The sequence below is a fragment of the Colwellia aquaemaris genome (genome assembly GCF_057548755.1).
Genome location: NZ_BAAJLV010000001.1, coordinates 1039175 through 1062290 on the forward strand (window position 1 = coordinate 1039175; position 23116 = coordinate 1062290).

The 23116-nt window shown below is 37.8% G+C and carries 18 protein-coding genes; 10 read left to right on the forward strand and 8 right to left on the reverse strand.

What is annotated here, in order from left to right; genetic code table 11:
* Nucleotides 1–53: 53 nt before the first annotated feature.
* The gene (gene speA, locus AC27HL_RS04580; RefSeq protein WP_487079266.1) at nucleotides 54–1991 is read right to left on the reverse strand and encodes a biosynthetic arginine decarboxylase; all 1938 of its coding nucleotides are present in this window, start codon (nucleotides 1989–1991) and stop codon (nucleotides 54–56) included.
* A gap of 10 nt (nucleotides 1992–2001) precedes the next feature.
* Nucleotides 2002–2940, reverse strand: a complete 939-nt coding sequence (speB, locus tag AC27HL_RS04585) for an agmatinase (RefSeq protein WP_487079268.1) — start codon at nucleotides 2938–2940, stop codon at nucleotides 2002–2004.
* Nucleotides 2941–3073: 133 nt separating this feature from the next.
* On the opposite strand from speB, the gene AC27HL_RS04590 reads away from it, so the two are divergent.
* Together AC27HL_RS04590 and speE are read left to right on the forward strand one after the other, a co-directional pair.
* A complete protein-coding gene (locus AC27HL_RS04590; RefSeq protein WP_487079270.1) occupies nucleotides 3074–4036 on the forward strand; it encodes an adenosylmethionine decarboxylase in 963 nt (320 codons plus the stop codon).
* The gene (gene speE, locus AC27HL_RS04595; RefSeq protein ID WP_487079272.1) at nucleotides 4026–4886 is read left to right on the forward strand and encodes a polyamine aminopropyltransferase; all 861 of its coding nucleotides are present in this window, start codon (nucleotides 4026–4028) and stop codon (nucleotides 4884–4886) included. Before AC27HL_RS04590 ends, speE begins: the two co-directional genes overlap by 11 nt.
* A 298-nt stretch (nucleotides 4887–5184) precedes the next feature.
* On the opposite strand, the gene AC27HL_RS04600 is transcribed toward speE, so the two are convergent.
* On the reverse strand, nucleotides 5185–5784 hold the full coding sequence (locus AC27HL_RS04600; protein ID WP_487079274.1) for a short chain dehydrogenase: 600 nt from the start codon (nucleotides 5782–5784) through the stop codon (nucleotides 5185–5187).
* 113 nt (nucleotides 5785–5897) lie between these two features.
* On the opposite strand from AC27HL_RS04600, the gene AC27HL_RS04605 reads away from it, so the two are divergent.
* Complete coding sequence (locus AC27HL_RS04605; RefSeq protein WP_487079276.1) at nucleotides 5898–6779, forward strand: LysR family transcriptional regulator; 882 nt, start codon at nucleotides 5898–5900, stop codon at nucleotides 6777–6779.
* A 584-nt stretch (nucleotides 6780–7363) separates the two neighbouring features.
* On the opposite strand, the gene AC27HL_RS04610 is transcribed toward AC27HL_RS04605, so the two are convergent.
* On the reverse strand, nucleotides 7364–8329 hold the full coding sequence (locus AC27HL_RS04610; protein WP_487079278.1) for a sensor domain-containing diguanylate cyclase: 966 nt from the start codon (nucleotides 8327–8329) through the stop codon (nucleotides 7364–7366).
* A 189-nt stretch (nucleotides 8330–8518) separates the two neighbouring features.
* Between AC27HL_RS04610 and AC27HL_RS04615 the strand changes: the two genes are divergently transcribed.
* A complete protein-coding gene (locus AC27HL_RS04615; RefSeq protein ID WP_487079280.1) occupies nucleotides 8519–8869 on the forward strand; it encodes a YciI family protein in 351 nt (116 codons plus the stop codon).
* 85 nt (nucleotides 8870–8954) lie between these two features.
* Entirely contained in the window at nucleotides 8955–10172 is a 1218-nt protein-coding gene (locus AC27HL_RS04620) for an RNA polymerase sigma factor (RefSeq protein ID WP_487079282.1), read from the forward strand.
* A 151-nt stretch (nucleotides 10173–10323) separates the two neighbouring features.
* Here AC27HL_RS04620 and AC27HL_RS04625 read toward each other — a convergent pair whose 3' ends face one another.
* Together AC27HL_RS04625 and AC27HL_RS04630 are read right to left on the reverse strand one after the other, a co-directional pair.
* Nucleotides 10324–10938 (reverse strand): MlaC/ttg2D family ABC transporter substrate-binding protein, encoded by a 615-nt coding sequence (locus tag AC27HL_RS04625; protein WP_487079284.1) that lies wholly within the window; start codon nucleotides 10936–10938, stop codon nucleotides 10324–10326.
* Nucleotides 10939–11096: 158 nt separating this feature from the next.
* On the reverse strand, nucleotides 11097–11681 hold the full coding sequence (locus AC27HL_RS04630; protein ID WP_487079286.1) for a TetR/AcrR family transcriptional regulator: 585 nt from the start codon (nucleotides 11679–11681) through the stop codon (nucleotides 11097–11099).
* 322 nt (nucleotides 11682–12003) lie between these two features.
* On the opposite strand from AC27HL_RS04630, the gene AC27HL_RS04635 reads away from it, so the two are divergent.
* The gene (locus AC27HL_RS04635; protein WP_487079288.1) at nucleotides 12004–12930 is read left to right on the forward strand and encodes an aldo/keto reductase; all 927 of its coding nucleotides are present in this window, start codon (nucleotides 12004–12006) and stop codon (nucleotides 12928–12930) included.
* A complete protein-coding gene (locus AC27HL_RS04640) occupies nucleotides 12930–13511 on the forward strand; it encodes a hypothetical protein (protein WP_487079290.1) in 582 nt (193 codons plus the stop codon). The genes AC27HL_RS04635 and AC27HL_RS04640 overlap by 1 nt, the downstream gene beginning before the upstream one ends.
* A gap of 109 nt (nucleotides 13512–13620) precedes the next feature.
* Here AC27HL_RS04640 and AC27HL_RS04645 read toward each other — a convergent pair whose 3' ends face one another.
* Both AC27HL_RS04645 and AC27HL_RS04650 read right to left on the reverse strand, forming a co-directional pair.
* Nucleotides 13621–14043 carry a hypothetical protein gene (locus AC27HL_RS04645; protein ID WP_487079292.1) on the reverse strand — a complete coding sequence of 141 codons (423 nt, stop codon included), beginning with the start codon at nucleotides 14041–14043 and terminating at the stop codon, nucleotides 13621–13623.
* A 21-nt stretch (nucleotides 14044–14064) separates the two neighbouring features.
* Nucleotides 14065–14613, reverse strand: coding sequence for a zf-TFIIB domain-containing protein (locus AC27HL_RS04650; protein ID WP_487079294.1), 549 nt, complete (start codon nucleotides 14611–14613; stop codon nucleotides 14065–14067).
* 253 nt (nucleotides 14614–14866) lie between these two features.
* Here AC27HL_RS04650 and AC27HL_RS04655 point away from each other — a divergent pair, with 253 nt between their 5' ends.
* The 3 genes from AC27HL_RS04655 (at nucleotide 14867) to AC27HL_RS04665 (ending at nucleotide 22907) form a co-directional block, all read left to right on the forward strand.
* Nucleotides 14867–15499, forward strand: coding sequence for a hypothetical protein (locus AC27HL_RS04655; protein ID WP_487079296.1), 633 nt, complete (start codon nucleotides 14867–14869; stop codon nucleotides 15497–15499).
* 70 nt (nucleotides 15500–15569) lie between these two features.
* The gene (locus tag AC27HL_RS04660; protein WP_487079298.1) at nucleotides 15570–17552 is read left to right on the forward strand and encodes a flotillin family protein; all 1983 of its coding nucleotides are present in this window, start codon (nucleotides 15570–15572) and stop codon (nucleotides 17550–17552) included.
* Nucleotides 17553–17645: 93 nt separating this feature from the next.
* A complete protein-coding gene (locus tag AC27HL_RS04665) occupies nucleotides 17646–22907 on the forward strand; it encodes a DNA repair ATPase (RefSeq protein ID WP_487079300.1) in 5262 nt (1753 codons plus the stop codon).
* The last annotated feature ends 209 nt before the right edge of the window (nucleotides 22908–23116 follow it).

The window sequence follows — 23116 nt, forward strand, 5'->3', positions numbered from 1 at the left end:
GTCTGATATCGCTCAGATAATATTTTAAGTTTAATTTTTAAGGATAATAAAAATCAATACTTTAAGTAAGTATAGCCGCGTAAACAATCTTCATAAAAGTCGATTAAGTCCACACCCTCACGAGGTTTAATTTGTCCTTGCTGAATTTTTCTGTCAATAGCACGTTTTACCGATTGTGCCATGATTTCTGGCGTATATTGCATAGTAGATAAAACATTTTCCATCGAAGATCCTTGTACTACTTCTTCAATGTAAAAGTCTTTCGGATCATCATCATAACTAACTATATGCACCTCGTTTAAACGGCCGAATAAGTTATGCATATCCCCCATAACATCTTGATAAGCGCCAGTTAAAAACAAGCCAATAAAATAATCTTCATCCTTATTTAGTTTATGTAAAGGCACGTTATTAGCGACAGTTTCTTCACCGATAAACTTATCTATTTTGCCATCGCTATCACAGGTGATATCCACCAAGCTACACAGTTTGTTGGGTTTTTCATTTAACCTTGAAATAGGAACAACGGGAAGTACTTGTTCAATCGCCCATGAATCAGCCGCTGATTGAAATACAGAGAAATTAGCTAAATATTGCGAAGACAGCAATTCAGGAATTTCTTTTAGCTCTTCAGGAATAAAATTGAGGTGTTCAATAATGCTCTCTATTGCATTGAGCGTCCCCCAATAAAGGCTTTCCGTTTTAGCCACCTCTTCAAGCGACAATACACCTAGTTTAAATGCCTGTATTGCTTGCTCTTTCAACGGCACAATATGATTGTAGGCTTCTTGGTAATTTTCATTATTGAGTCCTTGAAAGATATCTCGCATATTACTGACAATAATATGTTCGCCAGTGGCTTTCTTGGTAGAAAATTGCGTTCCGCCAGGATTAATTTCACCAATGACTTTCGTGACAACACAGGAGTGATGTGCAGTCATAGCTCGGCCACTTTCACTGACTAAATGCGGATGTGGTACTGACTGTAAATCACAATTTTGTTTAAAACCCGTGACAATATCAGCAACGTATTGGTTTAAATCGTAATTACAAGAGGAATCGTTTGTGGATTGCGAACCATCGTAATCTACGGCTAAGCCGCCGCCAACATCAACGTACTGTATTGGTACGCCACGCTTTATTAATTGGGTGTATACCGTGGCAGCTTCTTGCACCGCTTCTTTAATGGCACGAATATCTGTTAATTGACTACCTATGTGAAAATGGAGCAATTGCACGCAATCAAGTAGGTTTTCTTTTTCGCATAAGCTAATGGCATTTAATATCTCACCAATACTTAAACCAAATTTAGCACGTTCACCACTTGAGCTTTCCCACTTGCCACGACCTTTTACCATCATCTTTATTCGTAAGCCTATAATTGGTCGAACGTCCAATGATTTGGAAAGTTTGATCAGCATGTTAAGTTCACTGAACTTTTCAATTACAATGACGACTTTGCGACCAATTTTTCTGCCCAGTAAGGCTAAGCGCAGGTATTCTTCGTCTTTATAGCCATTTAATATGGTCAGCGATTCATTGTTAGTGTTGTAGGCTAGGGCTGCCACTAGCTCTGGTTTTGAGCCAGCTTCAAGGCCATAGTTAAAGCGATTGCCTACATCAACAATTTCCTCGATAACCTCACGCATTTGGTTTACTTTAACCGGAAAAACGCCAAAGTACTTTCCTTCATAGTCGCTGTCTTCTATTGCATTACGAAAGGTTTTATTGATTAGTTCAACTTGTGATCGCAAGATGTCATGAAAACGGATCACTGCAGGGAAGGTGATGTTTTTAGCTTGCATCTCATCAATCACTTCACGCATGTTGATTTTTAAATTCGGTTCGTTATAGCGAGGAATAACCATCAAATTGCCACATTCGCCTATGTCGAAATAGCCGTTACTCCAGCGCTTTACTCGATAAAGATGCTCCGCATCAGCAATGCTCCATGCTTTTGTTTGGTTAGCTTGATTTGTTTGTTTGCTCATGATGGGATTCTCAATTGTGGTTTTCATTTAAGCAAAGAATAAGTTCGCGTACGACTTTGGCGGCGAACACGTCGCTATTACCTGTGCTATCAATTTCAGGTGACAGCTCAACGACATCGCAGCCCACAAAGTTTTTGCCTCGTAAAATTTTGCATAAGCTAATAAATGAGTGAAAATCTTCACCGCCGGGCTCTGGCGTACCTGTACCTGGGAAAAAGCTAGGATCAAAATAATCTAAATCAAAAGTCAGGTAAATTGGCCTAGTGTTGTCTATATTTTCAATGCTTGCTAAAAATGCCTGTCTGCTTTGTTTTAAGCTATTGTGCTGTGACATCCACTGATATTCTTCCTTTGTGCCTGAGCGAATACCATATTGAATTAACTGGTGTTGCTCACCAAAATGCTCAAAGGCGCGGCGAATAATGGCAGCATGAGAGTAGTGAAAGCCTAAATAGCCATCACGTAAATCGGCGTGAGCATCGAGATGAATAACCACTAAATCAGGGTATTGGGCTAAATAGGTTTTAAGTGGTGCATAGGAAATAGAATGTTCACCACCTAAGGTAAGCACTTTAATGTTATTGTTTTTGAGTTTTGCATCTGAAAATAACTGAAAAAAGTCATCAGTAGCTGTTTGCCATTGGGCTTCAATGGTTGCGTGTTCACTCTCTTGTTCATCAACCTGAGTTGATAAGTTACCTAGATCATAAAAACTGACATCCTCTAAATCCAAGTCTAGATAGGGGGAATATGATTCAATACCATCGGATACTGCACGTAATGCATCGGGCCCCGCTCTAGTGCCCTTGCGAAAGCAAGCTGTGCCATCAAAACCAAAGCCTATTAGGTGAACTGAATTTGTATGAATATCTAGTGTGTTTTTGCTCCACTCATAGGGAATGGTGGGTTCTTCAAGAGAGACATTTATTTTTTTAACCTTGCTCAACATCTCGCAACCTTACTCAAGTTAAAACTGGCGGCATAATATCAGTAAATAAATCTTAGGTAATAGCAATTTTTATTCCCAAAAAGTCAAAACCTTTGTAAAATTGCCTACTTTTGTTTTTTATGGGGTACTTAGGGTGTACTTTGAAGGCTCTGAAAAAAAGGCAGAGATTATTATAGATAGTGAGCAGATTTCTTTGCTTAACGATATAGACGATAGTTTTTGGGTCACGCTTGTGGAGCAATGCCACGCAAAAATTCTTTCAACTATTAGTAATCAAACATGTAAAGCCTTTTTGTTATCTGAATCCAGCTTGTTTGTCTGGGCAGATCGTATTCTTATATTAACCTGCGGTGTAACTAAGCTAGTTAACTCAGTTGAGTACTTTCTTAAGCAAGTAGGTCAGGAGAAAATTAAACAGGTAATTTATCAACGTAAAAATGAGTATTTTTCTCACGAGCAGTTAAGCTGTTTTGGTGATGATATTAAATTATTGGGTAAGTACATTGATGGTAAAGCGCTGCGTTTTGGCGAGCTAGATAGCCATCATACTTATGTGTTTCATCAAGAAAATGGCTTTATTGCGAATCAATACGATAAAACCTATGAATTATTGGCTTATCAAATAAGTGCGCAAGCATCAAAAGCGTTAACAACGCCTAATTTATCTGCCCAGGAGATCAGAGAATTTTTGGCGATTGATGAGTTATTAGACGGCTTTATTATCGATGACTTTGTTTTTCAGCCCTTTGGCTACTCACTCAATGCCATTAAAGGCAACGAGTATTTAACCATACATGTAACGCCGCAAGAAGGCAGTAGTTACGTTAGCTTTGAATCTAATATTAATTTGTTGGTAATGGCACCAAAAATTTTAGGCATTTTATCGCCTGCATCATTTGATGTATTAACCTTTAATGAAGCTGATTTTTATGTGTTAACTAAAGCACATATTCCAAGTGAGTATGTGAGTCAGTCCTTGGTGCAAAGTGATTTAACTAACGGTTATCAAGTCGCTTTTGCTAATTTTATTAAACCACAAACTTGCTTTAGCCAAGCAAAAATAATTGATATAAACGGAGTAAGTCATGCACTCTGATCTCTGGATAGAAGAGAAATTCTCAGACTTCTTAGGTTTGCGAATTAAAGTTGAAAAAGTGTTATTTTCTGGAAAAAGTGAGTTTCAAACTGTGGATGTGGTGGAAACCAAAGGCCATGGCAAAATGTTACTTAATGATGGTCTAATTATGGTAACTGAACGGGATGAGTTTGCTTATCACGATATGATCAGCCACGTTCCGTTATTTGTCCATCCAAAGCCAAAAAATGTATTGGTGATTGGCGGCGGCGATGGTGGTACAGCGCGTGAAGTATTGCGTCATCTTAATGTTGATAAGTGTACTATGGTTGAAATTGACGCTATGGTGGTTGACGCCTGTAGAGAACACATCCCGCAAACTTCAAAACAGCTAGATCATCCCAAAATGAATTTGATCATTGGTGATGGTGTTAAATTTGTTAAAGAAACTGATGAAAAGTTTGATGTTATCATTGTCGACAGCACAGATCCTATTGGTCCTGCTCAACCTTTATTTGGTGAAGAGTTTTATCAAGATGTATATAACTGCTTAACTGATGATGGCATTGTTGTTTCTCAAGGGGAGTCTTCTTGGTATGCACTAGACATTCAGCAATCTTTACTTAAAGTTTTAAATGCTGTATTTCCAAAATGTTACTTGTATAGCTTTAGCAATTTAACATACCCAGGAGGGCTATGGAGCTTTACGTTTGCTTCGAAAAAATATCATCCATGTGCTGATTTTGATCCCCAACGCGTCAGTGACAGCGAATTAAGCTTTGAGTATTACAATGCAAATTTACATCGTGCTGCCTTTGCATTACCCAGTTTTGCGTTAGATGGCTTGAAAGGGCTTATTAATAATGACTAATGCTATTAGGTTTGAACTTAAGTAGCTAGTCTTTAACTTAAACGATAAAACTTCTAGGTTTTTAATTGACTAAAGGCTTATTGCAAGCACTAGAAGTTTTTTCGCGCAGTTAAAATAGGTAATTTAGCTGTAGCATGCAAAATGTGTGTATAGGATAAGTTTTTGTTTTTTGAGAGCTAACTCACTTATTGGATTCTCCAAATATATATTCAAAAAAGGGTTTTGAGTTGCGTAAAACATAAACTTGTTCATCTATTGAACCATTGCGATATTAATAAACAAGTTTATGTGAGTTCGGCTATACGTAGTCGGGTGCATCTAAAGTTTGGCCTGACATTGTTCCGGTAACAGAAGCAAGATAAGCATTGGCAGTTTCTTTTGCAGATAAGCCATCTTCAGTATCCATCCCCATCATAGCCATGGTTTCTTTAACAAATATTGGAGCGACAGCATTAATACGTATGTTCTCCAACTCTAAAGATGCAGCTTTAACATAGCTTTCTAAAGCGCCATTCACCATAGATATAACCGCGCTTCCTTGCATAGGCTGGCGAGATAAAATGCCAGAAGTGAGGGTAACTGAGCCATTTTCGTTTAGGTAACTTTTGCCTAAGCGTAGTAAGTTAATTTGCCCCATTAATTTGTTGGCTAGTGCTAATACATAATCGGCATCTGTTAATTCAGCTAATGGAGCAAAATTTGCTACACCGGCTGTTGAAATGATGGCATCAACTTTCCCTACTTTTTCAAACATTGCTGCTATAGAGTTTTGATCTCCAAGGTCAACATTAATATCACCACCTGAATAATTAGCTGCGATTACTTCATGATTGTTCGATAATGCTTTTGCTACTGCTTGACCAATTGTGCCAGATGCACCAACTAGTAAAATTTTCATAATTTTCTCCATATGTTTAAATCAGTATTTATTTAACTTGAAATTATTATATTTAGTGATTTAAATTAGATAAATAACGTCAAAAAGAAATGATTGTTCTTATGAAAAGAAAAATGGATTTATTAAAAGCAATTAACACTTTTATTAAAGTGGCTGATAAAAATAGTTTTACTGCCGTAGCAAGAGAATTGAATATTGTAACATCAGCAATCAGCCGGCAGGTTGCTGATTTAGAGTCTCACTTTGGTTGTCAGCTCTTGTATAGAACAACTAGAGCGATGCACCTTACAGCTGAAGGAGAGCAATACTATAAAGAATTTAGAGAGATAACCGAAAAAATTGAATTACTTGAAAGTAAAGATGAAGCGCTTGATGGCACATTAAAAGGGCAGGTTAAAGTGTCAGCGCCACAAGGCTCTGAAGCTTTAGGTTTTTTAGACGCTGCATGTGAGTTTTTAAAGCAAAACCCACAAGTAAAAGTGTCGTGGATGTTTGTTAATCGTTACGTGAACATGGTTGAAGAAGGTATTGATTTAAGCATTCGAATGGGGGAGTTAGAAGATTCGAGCTATATTGCTAGGCGTTATAAAGCCGTTGATATTAATTTTGTAGCTAGCCCTCACTACATTGAAACGCATGGTAAGCCTGAGCACCCTAGCGATTTGGTTAAGCATTTATGCATAACTGATAGTTCAAATCGGCAACCAAATAAATGGCGATACTATGAAAATCATAAAGAGCAATATGTAAAATTGACAAGTTATACTGACACTAACAATGGCGAAACCGCTGCAAGAATAGCCGCGAAAGGTAATGGTATTGCGTATTTACCGTCATTTCTTACGCAAAAGTATTTGCTAACCGGGGAGCTTGTACCTGTCTTGCAAGCATATGAATTTGAATCGCTACCTGCATCTTTAGTCTATCCGGCAAATTTAATGATGAACAGAACTCTTAAGGCATTTGTTCAATTTATATTGGACCATAAAGATTAGTTAATTCAATCGCTATGTACCTTAAGTTATAACTATCATTGATCACTTTTAACTCATCAAGATCGTAATAGCATATAGAACATCTTCTTTGTGCCGATGAGCAAGCTTTAGTCGTTTGTTTACTTTGTCCTTAAAGCCGCAGCGATTAAGTAAGCCGGTTAAATCGTCTTTATATGATAATTGTTCTATGTGTAAGTTTTCCCCGAGTAATGTCAGTTCACGTTCTACCATGTCTTTAAAGTGTTTAAGTAATCTATGGTATCTATTGTCATAGTGGGTAATTTCAAAATCCATTACACAAATAGTGCCGAGAATTTTGCCATTCGGCCAATATAGTGGAAAACCTAAATAGCTGTTAAATTTATCATCTGAAACTTGAGGGTTTGACTGCCACTCTTTTAACCGTGTGGCGTTGTTAACATATAAAGGTTTATTTCAATGTAACCACTTAGTAAGGTGGTGCAGACTTATTTAATATCATAAGGTTAATATTAGTCGTTAATTGAATTTCTGTATTGAAAATTAAAATATATAACCTTGTGCGAGGAGAAATCAGGGCTTATTTATCGCTGAAACAGCTGTATTTAATGGTTAGCGTTTTTTTTATTTTGATACATTGCGTGGTCAGATTCATTAATCAGTTGCTCAATATCAATATGTTTATGGCGATCATATTTAACGATACCGTGTGAAAATGTAATTTGATAAGGTAAGTCTAAGTGTTTGCTAACTGATATTAAGTTATTTGCAAAACGCTTAACTGCTTGTTGGGCAGCGTGTGGCTCTACGTCATTTAACAGTACCGTAAACTCATCGCCTCCAAAACGAGCACAAATATCAGATGTTCGAAAAGTGTTCTTCATTTGTTCCGCAAATATTTTTAGTACTTTATCGCCGGTTGAATGACCATGATTATCATTAAATAACTTAAATTTGTTGAGGTCAAAATATACAAGATGGCAGGGCCTGTTTTGTCTGTTTGCCATATCTAAACAATGTTGTCCTAAACGCTTGAACCCTCTTCTATTTGTTATATTGGTTAGTTCATCCATAGTTGCATGTTGAATAGACAAAAATTCACTTGTAACAAGAGCAGCAAGGTCGGTTAACGCAGCTAAGTCGTCATTGCTCAAAGCTCTAGGTTTTGTATCAATAATACATAATGTTCCAATGTTTTCACCTGAGGGCGATGATATTGGGTGCCCCGCATAGAATCGAATATATGGTTCATTAACAACAAGTGGGTTATCAGAAAAGCGCGTGTCGAGAGCGGTATTTTCAACAACAAAAGTATAGTTGTCGTGAATGGTATGCCCACAAAATGAAATATCTCGTGGAGTTTCTGTGGCCGTTAAACCAATAGAAGATTTAAACCACTGCCGTTTTTCATCCACTAAACTAACTAAGGCAATAGGTACATTAAAGAGTTTTTTGGCGAGGCGAGTGACACGATCAAACCTTTCCTCAGGATCTGTATCAAGGATTCTAAGAGATTTTAAAGATGCTAATCGACATTCTTCATTTTTTGTAGGTTCAGGAGCAAGCATCATTAATAGTGCAATTTTGAGTTATTTTATCAGTATAGTGCTAAATTCAATAGAAAGGTAAATACCAGTGATTTTTATTATTAATAATAAACTGTGTAGGATTTATTCTGTGTCATTCGTCTAAAGGGTAGCGATTAATAAAATTAATTAGCTAATCGAATAATCAAATTAATCTATTAAGGAGTAACACAAATGCAATTTCTCTGTTTAATTTACGAAGATGAAAAGCTACAAGCAAGTCGAGACGAAAGTGAAAATAATGAAATATTTCAGGAGTATATGACCTTTACGGAGCAGATAAAAAACAGTGGTCATTTTGTTGCTGGTGATGCTTTATTGTCAACTGATACCGCGACAACCGTTCGTATTAGAAATCATGAAGCCTTATTAACTGACGGGCCATTTGCTGAAACTAAAGAGCAATTGGGTGGCTACTATTTATTAGAATGTGATTCTTTAGATGACGCATTGGCGTTAGCGAAAAAAATACCTTCCGCTAAATATGGCAGTATTGAAGTACGGCCAATTATGGTTTTTGAATAATCAGCAAGTAAAAAACACGCGAGTGTGGAAGCACTCACGTGATTAAATTACTTTAATTTGTGGCTGAAAAATTTGACCCATTAGCATGACCAGCAAAACAATAAAAAAGAAAATTCAAAATTGTTATCCGCAGGCACTTACTAAACTCATTTACCAGTTTAGTAACGTCATGATCGCGGAAGACTTACTGCATGAAGCCGTTGTAAAGGCATTAAAGCAATGGCAAGTAAATATGCCTGATAACGGTGTAGCGTGGTTAGTAAAAGTCGCTTCGAATCAATTTATCGACCAAGTACGTCGAGATGGCCGTTTTATCGATAGTTATAATGACAATGAACAAAGCTATGAGGTTGATTTAACAGAGCAAGCGCTTCTTGATAGTTATCAGGATGACTTACTCAGGCTTATATTTACGTGCTGTCACCCTTCATTAAATATACAAACTCAACTGATATTAACATTAAAGCATGTTTTAGGCTTGTCAGTAATTGACATAGCAAGTGCATTAATTAAGAAAGAGAAAACGATAGAGCAGCGCTTAACACGAGCAAAAGTGAAAATTTCAACAGCGCATATTCCCTATAAAATTCCTGATGTTCAAGAATGGCCCGCAAGAATTGACGCGGTATTAAAAGTTATTTATTTGTATTTTAATGAAGGCTATTTTACCAGTAGCAATAATAAGCTCGTTGATGAGCGAGTTTGTAAAAGTGCCATACATTTGGCCCGAATTTTACATTCATGTGTGCGTGAAAATGCTGAGGTTATAGGTTTGCTGGCATTATTACTACACCAAAATGCGCGCTTACCCGCGAGAGTTGATGAAAACCAAAAATTAGTGCTTCTAGAAGATCAAAATCGTAATTTATGGCAGAAATCGGATATTTATGAAGCTAATATTTTAGTGGAAAAGTCCTTGTTACTCGGTGGTGGAACGCCTTATGCAATTCAAGCGGCAATTGCCGCCCTTCATAACAATGCGAAACATTTTGCTGAAACAGATTGGCGTCAAATATATGCTTTATATCTAAAATTATTGACCATACAAAATAATCCGATAATTGAGCTTAATGCCGAAGTCGCACGGGCTAATTTTACCAGTAGCGCTGAAGCAATTTTAAGAATAGAAAACCTAGCTGGTGAACTTGAAGGCTATCGCCATTATCACACTGCGTTAGCTGCACTGTATTTACAAGAAAAAAAACTAACACGTGCAAGTAGCTACTATACTACTGCTCTCACGTTCACACAAAACTTAGCAGAAGAGCGATTTATTTTAGGGCAACTTAAAAAGTGTCAGTAAAATACTGTTAGTTATACAGCATATTAACTTTTATTTAGGAAAATTGAGCGGCAAATAAAAAAGCCAGCGTTTACTGGCTTTTTATGTACAGGATGTACGGTATGTCGCGAGTGCATGGATGCACAGGAGTGTGTATGTAACTTATGAAGCACTACTTGGCAATAGAAGCCAGTTCTAGCGTTACTTGGTCTAAACCTAAGTCTGATATTTTTCGGTTAAATTCAGCTTGTTTGCTGCTAACAAGAGAAATACCTTCTACAACCATATCGTATGCTTTCCATTGTTTCGATTTTTTATCTTTACGCATTTGAAAGGTTATTTTTATATCCGGCTTACCCGAATCAATAATTTTTACATCAACAGACGCGGACTTTACATTTGCTTTTAGCTTAGTGCCAGGTTCAAATATCACCTTTTGATTATTATACTGAGTTAAGGCACCAGCGTAGGTGCGAACTAAGTATGAGCGCATTGCCGTAACAAATTTTGCTCTTTGCTCTTTTGTTGATTTTCTTAAGTGCTTACCTAAAATCTTAAATGCTGCGTATTTATAATCAACAGACGGCATTAGCTCTTCTTCAACAATTTCACGCATTAATTCAGGAAATTTTTTTAAAGCGTCTTGGTTATCAGAAATTTTTGTAAAAAGGCTATTACCCGTTACTTTAATAACTTCATAAGGTGAAGCTATAGGTGCAGCATCTGCTGCAAAGCTGTTTTGTATTAAAGTGAAGAGCAATACAATAAGTAATAGGAGCTTTTTCATAGTGACCCTTGTCTAATGAAAATATAAATTATAGTCAATAATTAGAATAACAGAATTATACATACCGACCGCTCGGTTTGTAAATCGCTTTTAGCGCTATAATAGATGATAAAGTGTTAAGAATTGTTACCCGATATCAAAACAGAGTTTATTTGTGACTACTTTTTTAAACCATGGAGATAACGGCAAAGTTCCTTTATTACTTTATCAAAAAGCTCTTTGTTCAAAGAACTTTTACTTAAGCTCGATGAGCCATGAAATGTTGAAACGATAAAATATGCTATTTGGCTAAAATCGAGTTCTGGTTTTAGTTTATCGCTAACACGTAATAAATTGGTTGATATCAGCAAATTTAACTGTTGCTGCATTGCCAGTATACGAATACGAAAGCCTTCATCAACTCCTGACATTTCTTGGCAAAGGTTATTTAATGGGCAGCCGCATACCACTTCATCACAACTCATTTCTTTTGACATAGAACTGAAGAAATCACATAACCCTTGTATTGGATCTACCGACTCAACAGGAGGCTGCCATAGGGCAATAAAGGCTGGTGCGTAAACTTCTTCAAACACGGCATAGCCTAATTCCATTTTATTTGAAAAGTGGTGATATAGAGCACCTTTTGAGATTTCGCACCGTTTTAAAATACAAGATAAGCTTGTCGCCGTGAAGCCATTTTTATGAATCTCGTCAGCGCTAATTTCTAGTATTTTTTGCCGGGTTTGCTCCGCATCTCTCATATTGCAATCTCAATAACTAGTACAACTATTGATTTAAGTTTAACCGACCGTTAGGTCGGTTGCAAAGATGATATAGGTAACTTTTTAGTAATTTTTTGTTGCTAGTTAATTTATTGAAAATAATTGAGGTTGAGGATGTACAGTAATTAAGTGCGTTACTTTAACTGTACAAATAAGATGCTGGTAAGAAACATTTAAACATACCTCAATAAATCTATCGCAGAATGCTGACTGATTAACGCAAAGTAGCGTATTAAATTGGCGAGAATTAAAAAGCTTACATACATTCAATTGTGTACGGTCAATGAGTGTTATGATAAATATGGATAAAGCAAAGCGAAATTTAATAAAGTTTATTCCCCTTGCTGGGCTTAGCTTAGGCTTAAAAACAGATGCCTTATGGGCAGCGAGTAAAGAAAATCTACCTCTTGCAACAATTCCTAGCTCACAAGAGAAGATTTTTCCTATTGGCATGGGAACTTGGATCACATTTAATGTCGGCAATGACCATTTTTTACGAGAACAGCGTAGTAAAGTATTAAAAACTTTTTTTGAGCTTGGCGGCCAAATGATAGACTCTTCACCTATGTATGCCTCTTCTGAGCAGGTGCTTGGTCACTGTCTAGAAAATATAAACAATGATCAAAAATTATTTTCTGCCACAAAAACCTGGACCAGTTCTTCGACAACGGCAAAGCATCAATTTAGCGACTCGTTAAAACTTTGGCAGCAAAAACAAATTGATTTACTACAAGTGCATAATTTAGTGTCTTGGCAAAATCATTTAGCATATTTGCAAGAATTAAAACAAGAAAAGCTTATTCGCTACATAGGGGTAACTACCTCTCATGGCAGACGACATGCTGAGCTGGAAAAGATACTGAAAAGCCAAAAAATCGACTTTGTTCAACTTACTTATAATATTGTCGATCGAAGTGCAGAAAACAGGTTGTTACCCTTAGCCCAAGAACAGGGGGTTGGTGTTATTGCTAATCGACCTTTTCAGAGAGGAAACTTGATATCGCACGTTAAGCAACATCCACTGCCACCTTGGGCAAGCAGCATGGGAATATATAATTGGCCGCAGTATTTTCTTAGGTTCATTGTGTCGCATTCCGCGATAACTTGTGCAATACCAGCAACAAGCCAAGTCCCTCATATGATCGAGAACATGGGGGCTATTAATAACGTAGCACTACCGTCGACAACAAACCGCAATCAAATGATTGAATATTTCCAGAGTTTATAATGGCGGAAGTATTCAGCTATTCATTGGACGATTTTTTACTTTTTTCATCAGAAGTTTATTGGCGATTAATTCAATCACACCTTAATAGCCTAGCATGGTGGCCGTTAGCTATAGAAATTTCTAGCTTATTGTTTCTAGCAATATCAATGAAGTATCGCAAGCAAGTGTTTTTGTCATTATTTTTAATTCTAATATGGCTTATATTGGCTTGTTTTTTTTATCTAGAAAAATATGCTGAAATCAATACCTTTTCGGTATTCATTGGGTATGCTTGTTTACTGCAAGTGGTGATGCTTTTGCTTAATATTTGCGGCTCTAAAAAGTATAGTTTTTCTAACAACACTCATCAGCATTCGCTACATTTAGTTGCTTTGCTACTGGTCATTGCCTTTCCCGTTATAAGTAATTTTCTCTTTGGCTTTTGGCAAGCAGGTATTGTGGCCTTTATGCCAATACCGACATTTTTATTAACTATGGTATTACTCGCTAATTACACTCGAATTTGGCGTTTTTTGCTATTTATTATCCCTAGTTTAATATTGCTCATTGAGCTGTTGACGCTAATGCAGGTGATGAAATAATAGTCTTGGGTAGTATTTACTAATTCTAGAAGGAGAGAAGATGTTTTACATTAACTTTTGCATGTTCATCTAGCGATTAAGCAATTTCAATCGCTAGATATTCATTGTATTAAGCGTCTGGCAATTTTTCGTCTAATGCTTTTAGTGAGCGTAAAAATAAGCCAAGTCCACCTATTGCTAGCACCAATATTACAATAAGATCAAATGACGTCATGGTTCTAAACGAAAACTGAATGGAGGAGATCACGCCAAATATTAAGCCAGCAATTGAGCCAATCGACAATATCCAACCCAAGATATTTATACTGTTGTAAAAAATGAGCCCAACACCGAACATGAATGGGATCATTATCATGCCGCTGGTAATATTAAAATTATTGCCCATTGCAGAAAAACCATACATGCGCATTCCCATGCCAAAACTAGACGTGACAGTAATCGCATTTAGCAGCATATAAAAGCCGCCACACATCATGATTAAGCCGATAAAGAATTGACCAAATCCACCTGAAGTTCCACCAGCACCTTTCATTTTTTCTGTCCTTTTTTATTATTATTTTTCAGCAGAGTATGGATCTTCGGCTAAGATATACGCTCGTAAATCCGCTTTGTTTGGTTGTTGATATAACCAGCTGCGCAGCTCTTTCACTTTTTCATAGGTGTCTTCACCAAACTTATCTTGATATATTTCAGAAAAGTTATCTTTGGTGTTACTAATACGAATATTTCGCTGCCAATGAGCCGTTAGAACCGCATTTAAAGAACCTGCTAAGCCTTCACTTTTCAATAATTCCCATTCTCCTTTATCTAACCAAACACCGCCAACACTCGCACTATAATCTACTCGATGTTCAGTTGAAGTCGATAAGCGTAATTTACGCATAATAGCACCAGTAACGGGGCATAAAATGGCTTGTTTTGTGTCATCCACTTCACAATATAGATCCTCAGAGAAGGTAAATTGAGGGTTTCTTTCCTTCCAAGCAACGTAGTCTTCTATCAATATCCAATTGCCTTGGCAGTGCGAACAAACATGAGCTCTAAATTGCCCTTCGATAAATGTAGGAGTTAACTCTCCTTGTTTACAGCTAGTACAGCGCATCAGCATATGTCCTTATGTTATCAATTATAATCGTTGTTATTTTCTAAAAGTATCACACTACGACTGCTTAATAAAATCAGTTAAATGTCTCAGTATAATTTAATGATTTTTAGTAGTATTCGTGATAATTTCACTGTTATAAAGTTGTTAATCACTATACGCCTTTGACATATTATGTCAAAGGCGTATAGTGATTATAGAAAAATAATAAATATCGAAATAGCCTTTACGGGTTATTTGTTTAAGGATGAACATGGAACAACTACTCTCAGTTGCATCGCAATTTCCTACCGCAATTTATTCTACATTGCTTGGTGTCGTAGTGGTCTATTGGCTTGTTGGAATGTTAGGGCTAATTGACTTGGACTTTTCAGGTGATACTGATCTTGACGTTGACAGCGATGTCGATATTTCAGTGGGCGGGCTTACGGGCTTAATGCTTACTTTTGGTTTAACGGGGGTGCCATTTACCCTTGTTATCAGCATCATTACATTAGTGTGTTGGTTAATCAGTTTTTATGCTCAGTTTTATCTACTGACATGGTTACCAGACGGTTGGCTTTATTATCTTATGGGAGCTTTAAGCAGCTTTGTTATCTTTTTAATTTCACTGCCGATCACAGCCATAATTATTCGCCCACTAAAAGGCATGTTTAATAGCGTTGAAACAGCAACTAGTGAGCAATTTGTTGGTAAAGAAGCTGCTATTGCAACCGGAACTGTCAGCGAAACCTTCGGGCAAGCTCGTATTTTTAACGACGGCGCTGAAATATTACTTGATGTTCGCTGCTCGGCAGAGCACTCATTAAAAATGGGTGATAAGGTTTTGATTATTGAATATGTTCAAGAAAATCACGCATACATTGTTGCGCCATACACAGCTTAATTCACAATAATTATTCACATTTTATTTGGCCACGCCAACGTGGCTGTTGTTTTAAAAAGAGGAAAAACACATGGTAATGGAACCACTTTATCTAGCTATTGGAATTGGCGTACTTTTCGTCTTTTCACTATTAATTATGATTGCCAAGTTCTACAACAAAGTTGAACAAGGCCAAGCATTAATTATAAATAAATTGCGTGCGGAGCCTGAAATTAGCACAACGGGCGGCATGGTTATTCCTGTAATTCATAAAAAAGAAATTATGGATATTTCCACAAAACGTATGATGCTTGAGCGTAAAGGTCGTTCAGGACTTATCTGTCAAGATAACATTCGCGCCGACATCATTATTACCTTTTATATTCGCGTTAATGAAACTAAAGAGGATATTCTGCGCGTTGCTAAACAAGTGGGGTGTGATCGTTCTTCTTATCCTGAAACACTGCAAGAGTTGTTTGAAGCTAAATTTTCAGAAGCATTGAAAACTGTTGGTAAGCAGTTAAATTTCACTGAGTTGTTTACCCAAAGAGATATTTTTAGAGATAAAATTAAAGAAGTTATAGGTCAAGACTTATCGGGTTATGTGTTAGAAGATGTGGCGATTGATTTTCTAGAGCAGACTTCTATCAATGATTTAGATCCAAATAACATTATGGATGCAGAAGGTATTCGTCGTATTACAGAATTAACAGCAAAGCAAAGTGTTGAAACAAACGACCTAAAACGTCAAGAAGAAATTCGTATTAAACGTCAAGATATTGAAGCAGAAGAAAAGCGCTTAGAACTTGAGCGACAATTAGCAGACTCGAAAGCAAAACAAGAACGTGAAATATCGTCAGTTAAAGCGCGTGAAGAAGCAGAAACAGCAAAAATTGTAGAAGAAGAACGTTGCAAATCAGAACAAGCGCGAATTGAAACTGAGCAAGTTGTTGCCGTTGCCGAAGAAAACAAACAGCGCGAAGCGGAAATTGCTCAACAAAACCGTTTTAGAGCAGTAGCGATTGAAGAAGAAAAAGTCACTCGCGCCCGACAAATTGAAGAAATAGATCGTCAAAAGGAAGTGGAAACACTTCGTATCGACAAAGAAAAAGCACTAGAAGTTGAACGTAAGAATATTGCAGAAGTGCAGCGTGAGCGCATTGCTGTAGAGAAAAATGTCGCTGAAGAAGAAGAGCGCATTAAAGATTTACGTGTCGTTTCAGAAGCGAACCGTCAAAAAGATGAGCTAGTAATCAAGGCGAAAGGTGAAGCTGAAGAAGCACTGGTTAAAGATATCGAATCAGCAAAAGCGCAAGAGCAAGCCGCAGAACATATCGCAAGAAAAATGCAAACCATTGCTGACGCTGAATTAAAAGCGGCCAGTAAACAAGCTGAGTCTAAGAAAATTTTGGCAGAAGGTGAACAAGCCGAAGTTGCTTCAAAAGGCTTAGCCGAAGCACAAGTAACGCTTGCTCAAGCTGAAGCTCATGAAAGGCAAGGCGAAGCTGAAGCGAAAGCCCTAGAGCTTAAACTCACGGCTGAAGCAAAAGGTATAGAAGAAAAAGCCTTAGCAGAAGCAACCGGCTTACGTGAAAAACAAGATGTACTGAATGCAATGTCTGAGCAAGCTCGTGAGTTTGAAACTTTTGGTTTACGTTTGAATCAAGAACGTGAATTAACTTTAGCTAAGTTAGATAACAGTGTTGATTTAGCTGAAAAACAAGCAGATGTACTAGCAACAGCCCTTAGTGAAGCCAACATTAATATTATGGGTGGTGACGGTGAGTTCCTAAATCAATTTATGAAGTCTATCACTGTCGGTAAATCTATTGATGGTTTAGTTAATGAAAGTGACACGGTACAAAAGCTATTTAAAGATCATTTAGCGGGTGATCGGAATATTATGGACGATTTAGGCGGTGTGCTTGCTGGCGCTTCGCAAACCAGTGAAACCATGAAAAACTTTAATATGGCGAAACTTCTTTCAACTTTAAACAATGCTGACGAAAGCCAAAAAGGGGCTTTGGCAAGTTTATTAAACTTAGGCAGCCAAAGTTCGTCGACGGCAAAATAACGCCAGTTAGTTATCTTGAAAAGTAAAATAAGTAGTAGTTAATACGCAGCCATTCACTTGAATGGGCTGCGTGCCAGTTTCATGGAGTTTTGCATGGCAGATAAGGAAAGTAGTACTAATCAAGCGGTTGCTGAAGGCGGTTCATACGAACTTATTCAGCGTCGACTATCAGCATTAGGTAGTGATTTAAGTACCCAAATCAAACAACTAAACGACGAACGTATCGCAACCTTTGGCTCTACTGAAATGAAAGTTGACGCTCGTGTTCGTGTACGTACAGAGCACAATTGCGTCGCTCGCGACATTGCCGCTATTGGCGACACGTTGCTTTTTGGTTACAACGTATTTCTTGGCCTGAAACGGAATATCACGGTTGCTGATGTTTTTAGTTTGCATCAACTTAAAGACAACAACGGTGAAGTTGAAATTGTTGATATACCTATTACTGGCAGCTTTCTCGAAAGTCCTGACTTTGTTAGAGACTTTGACGAACTATATACCTACTACAAAAAAACGTTTTTAGCGCATGTCTATCGCCAAGGCAGTAAAGTTTTTGCGATATTTCAAATTGGTGAACGCTTAGATGATATTCGTGTGTTTCGTTGGGGAATTGATGCAAACCAACAAGTCACCTATATCGATAATCGCGGTGAACGAGATATTAAGCAACCTGACAATTTTGATTTTGAATGGCAAAAAGTATCGCGCGAGCAGCAAGAGCAAGGCAAGCACCCACACTTTAATTTATTCGATACACTTTTTGTTGAAGCCACAGGCGGTTCTTTAACGCTAAAAGTAGAAAACAATACCGAAGAAGGGCAAGGCATTTATTCTGAGCCGGTTGATGACGAGCATCAATCACTGGATGATGCTGATATTCAATACGCGAAAGTAGGTGAGTTAATTTTACTTAAAATAAAACCCTACCGTGAAGAGCAAACACGTCATTTAATTTTCAACTGCAAAACGCAGCAAGTCTTACGACAAGATGCCATCGCTCATACTTGTGTGCAATTGCCCGAAGATCACGGCATTATTTTCCCAGGCGGTTATTACCTGCAAAATGGCGAACATAAAAGTTTTGACGACGATGCACAAAACTTACAGTTACATCGCGTGGTTAAATCACCTAATGGTGAAGATTTCCTTTATATATTTTACGAGCCAAATGAAGGGCAATACGCCTTGTTTGGCTACAATCTGATCACCAGAACCTTGCAAAACCCAATTTATGGCCACGGGCAAAGTTTATATAACGACGGTCGTGTGGTTGTGTTTAGCGCGGAAAGTGAACCGTCAAGAGTGCATGCCATGCAAGTGTGGCAAACGCCATTTTGCAGTGAAGAATTTGCCAGCAACCGACCAAGCGATAACAGCTTTTTTGGTAAAATAGGCAACCCAGAATTGGTTCGCGGTGTGTCTGATTTATACGGCGTTATTAAATTAATTACCGTCAAACAGCCAAGCGCACAGCACTTTAATGACTTAGTGAAAGAATCAAAACAGCTTTTTGATAAGTATCACTGGCTTGCTGACAGTCAGCTAACGGCCTTGAATGAATTGTTACAGCAAGTAGTAACAACATCTGAATTAGTGTTAGATGAATTTGAAAAAGTGACTAGCATAAAAGCTAATTCTGACGCTGTTATGTTATCAGCCAACAACAAATTAGAAGCATTTACTCAGCAATTACAAAATCCAAATTTCGACACAGCAAAGCAGTACATTGACAACCTAACAGAGCTCGCACAATTTAAAGGTGAGCTAATTTCCCATAAAGAATTACGTTATATTGATGTTGAAGAAATTGACGCCATGGATGCTAGCTTAACTGAGCTAACTCAAGCGTTAAGCCAAGCAACCGCTGACTTTTTACAACAAGATGACGCTTTAACACCCTATCAAAATACCATTGCTGAAATAGAAGCATCGGTTGCAGCAAGTGAGTCAATTAGTGCGTTAAAACCTATTAGACTAGCAATTGAAGAGCTTGTGCAAGGGCTGGAATTACTTAATCGCACCATGCTTTCGCTAGAAATAGAAGATAGCCGACAAAGAACCCGAATTTTAGAAGATATTTCCGCAGTATTTAGCCAAATAAACCGCGTAAAAGCGGGGGCAGAACTTGCCGCAAAAAATGTCGGCAGTGATGAAGCGAGAGCTGAATTTGGCGCGCGTTTTAAATTACTCGGGCAAAGTGTTACTAGTGGCCTAAATGCCAGTGATACGCCGCAATCGTGTGATCAGCAACTTTCACAAATTCTGATCCAATTAGAAGACTTAGAAAGCCAGTTTAGCGATTATGATGAATTTTATAATGAAATTCTCGCTAAAAGAGATGAAGTATACGACAACTTTGAACAACATAAGCAGCAGCTTATGGATGCACAACAACGCCGCTGCTTGAATTTAAAAACCGCTGCTGAGCGCATTATTGAAGGCGTTATTCGCCGTAGCCAAAGCTTTAATGAGCAAGATAAACTTAATAGCTATTTTGCTGGCGACCCTATGGTGGCAAAGCTTAGAAAGGTTATCGAACAACTGCGTGAACTTGATGATAATGTTAGAGCTGACGATATTGATGCACAGCTGAAAAACGCAAAAGAACAAGGCGTTCGAGCATTACGCGATAAAACCGATATTTATTCAGCTGATGGCAGTTTGGTTAAAATTGGCGACCATCAATTCTCGGTTAACCGTCAAAAACTAGAACTTACGTTGTTACCGCGTGATGAGAATATGTTGGTACACATAAGTGGCAGTGAATACTTTGAAACCTTAGCCCCTGAAATATTCGCGAATACGGAATACTTGTGGCAGCAAGAGCTAGTGTCAGAAAGCGATACGGTTTATCGCGGTGAATATTTAGCCGCTTCGCTGTTATTCGAGGCCGAAAATGCAGGGCCAACAGCTCTCAGTGCGCTGTACGAAGCAGTAAAGGAAAATAACCTACAAAATATTGTTAAAAAAGCCGCTGAGCCTCGATATCAAGAAGGTTACGACAAAGGTGTACATGACGCTGATGCAACGTTAATTTTAACGCAATTATTGTCACTAAGAGAATCAATTGGCTTACTGGCATATCCAGCAGCAGAAAGAAGGCTAGCGACATTATTTTTCGCAACAGAGTTAACTGATGAGGCGCGCCAAGACTTAATTAATCGTTGCCATAATTTATATTTAATGGAGCAAACCTTTGGTGCTAGCGAATTGCGCATTCAGTTAGTTACCGAGCTTGCAAGCACATTAGAAAAATATGTACAAACTCAACCATGGTTAGCGTGCGATACCACGTTGTCAGCGTCCTATTTTCTTGAAGAAATGGCACAAGCAGATGACAAGTTTATTGTTAAAGAAAGCAGTACCGAATTAGTTTATCAATTACAAAGCCAGCTGAAACATAAAAGTTTAGAAAAGCAAATTTCTGGTGCGCTTACTGGCTGCGCGACACTTGAGCAAAAATACCAATTACATCTCGCTTGGTTACAGTCGTATGTAAACCATCAGCAGCTTGATAGCCAACAAGATATAATTATTGAAGCTGCAATGATGATGACACTTCAAGCACAATGTCAGTTTTATACTTCATCAGCGAATACCGACTGTATTGTTGAAGGCTTACTCGGCCAACACAGTAATATTGACGATAGAAAACTCGCCATTAATTATCAGGCATTTATTACCAAGCTTCGCTATTTTAGCAATGAACATGTGCCGGCGTTTAATCAATATCACCAGAAAAAACAACAAGTGCTAGCAGAGCAACGTAAACGCTTAAAACTGGAAGAGTTCAAGCCTAAAGCGCTATCATCTTTTGTTCGTAATAAATTGATTAACGATGTGTATTTCCCAATTATTGGTACTAACTTAGCCAAACAAATTGGTGCAGCGGGCAATAATAAACGTTCAGATTTAATGGGCTTACTATTACTTATTTCTCCACCTGGTTACGGTAAAACAACCTTAATTGAATATGTTGCCAGTAAGTTGGGCATGACCTTTGTGAAAATTAATTGTCCATCAATTGGTCACGATCAGTTATCACTAGATCCTGCGCAAGCCAACAATTCCACGGCTAAAAATGAAGTGGAAAAAATTAACTTAGCCTTTGAAATGGGCAATAACGTTATGCTCTACCTTGATGATATTCAGCATACTAATCCTGAGTTTTTACAGAAATTTATTTCACTATGTGATGGCTCTCGTAAAGTTGACGGTGTTTGGCAAGGGCAAAGCAAAACCTATGATATGCGCGGTAAAAAGTTTGCTGTTGTTATGGCGGGTAACCCGTATACCGAATCAGGTGAAGCATTTACTATTCCAGATATGCTAGCGAACCGCGCTGATATTTATAACTTAGGTGACACCTTAAGTGGTCGTGAACATGAGTTTTCTTTAAGCTTTATTGAAAACAGTTTAACCAGTAACTCGTATATTGCACCGCTTGCCACACGCGATATGGACGACTTGTACAACCTCGTTAAAATTGCCGATGGTGAGTCAGTTGCTACCACTGAACTTAAACATGGGTACTCTCAAGCTGAAGTAAACGAAATAGTGGCGGTTATTCAACGTATTCGAGCCATTCAACAAACCGTATTGAAAGCGAACGAACAATACATCGCTTCTGCTGCACAAGACGATAAATACCGCACTGAGCCACCATTTAAGCTCCAAGGTAGTTATCGTAATATGAATAAAATGGCGGAAAAGGTTGTTCCTGTAATGACCGAAGAAGAAGTAGAGCAACTTATTGCTGATCATTACCGTGGTGAAGCGCAAACGTTAACGGTTGGGGCAGAAGAAAATTTACTAAAATTAGCCGAACTTAGAGGTACTCAAACCAGTGAACAACATGAACGTTGGCAACAAATAAAAGATGACTTTGTTCGCCATCAAAGTTTAGGTGATAGCGACAATCCTGTTGCGGCTATTGCTAGTCAGGTATCGTTGTTGCAAAAAAGCTTAAATCAAATCGGTAAAGTGCTGCAAGAGCCACAATCGGAAGCGCTGAATCGTTTAAATGAAACGGTTGCTAATCTTGAATTAAGTGTCAATATTGAACAACCAGAAAAGCTTGATACGCGTGTTGAAAACTCGCCGCTTGAGGCAACGCTAATCGACAATACGCTAGCAACGTTTGCGCAAAATATAGAATCGTTTATCTTGCCATTAATTGAAACATTGCAAAGTAATAAGGCGTTAGACGCGAAAATGTTAGAAACACTGCAAGGTTTAAACTTGGCTGCTGTTCAGCAACCACAACAACCCCGCACAAAGGGTCGTTCAGAAACGCATGTACAGAAAATTAGCCGAGAATTAATTGATAGTAAAAACATGGCGGAAGAACCTTAGGCAAGATGTTTGCTGTGTCAGCAAAAGTGTTAGCTAAGTTCTCGATCTCGATAAGATTTAGGTATCGATAAGATTTAGGTATCGATAAGATTTAGGTATCGATAAGATTTAGGTATCGATAAGATTTAGGTATCGATAAGATTTAGGTATTGATAAGGTTTAGTGGTCGTAAGGTTATGTAAGCTAGTTGTAAATTGAAATGCCATTGT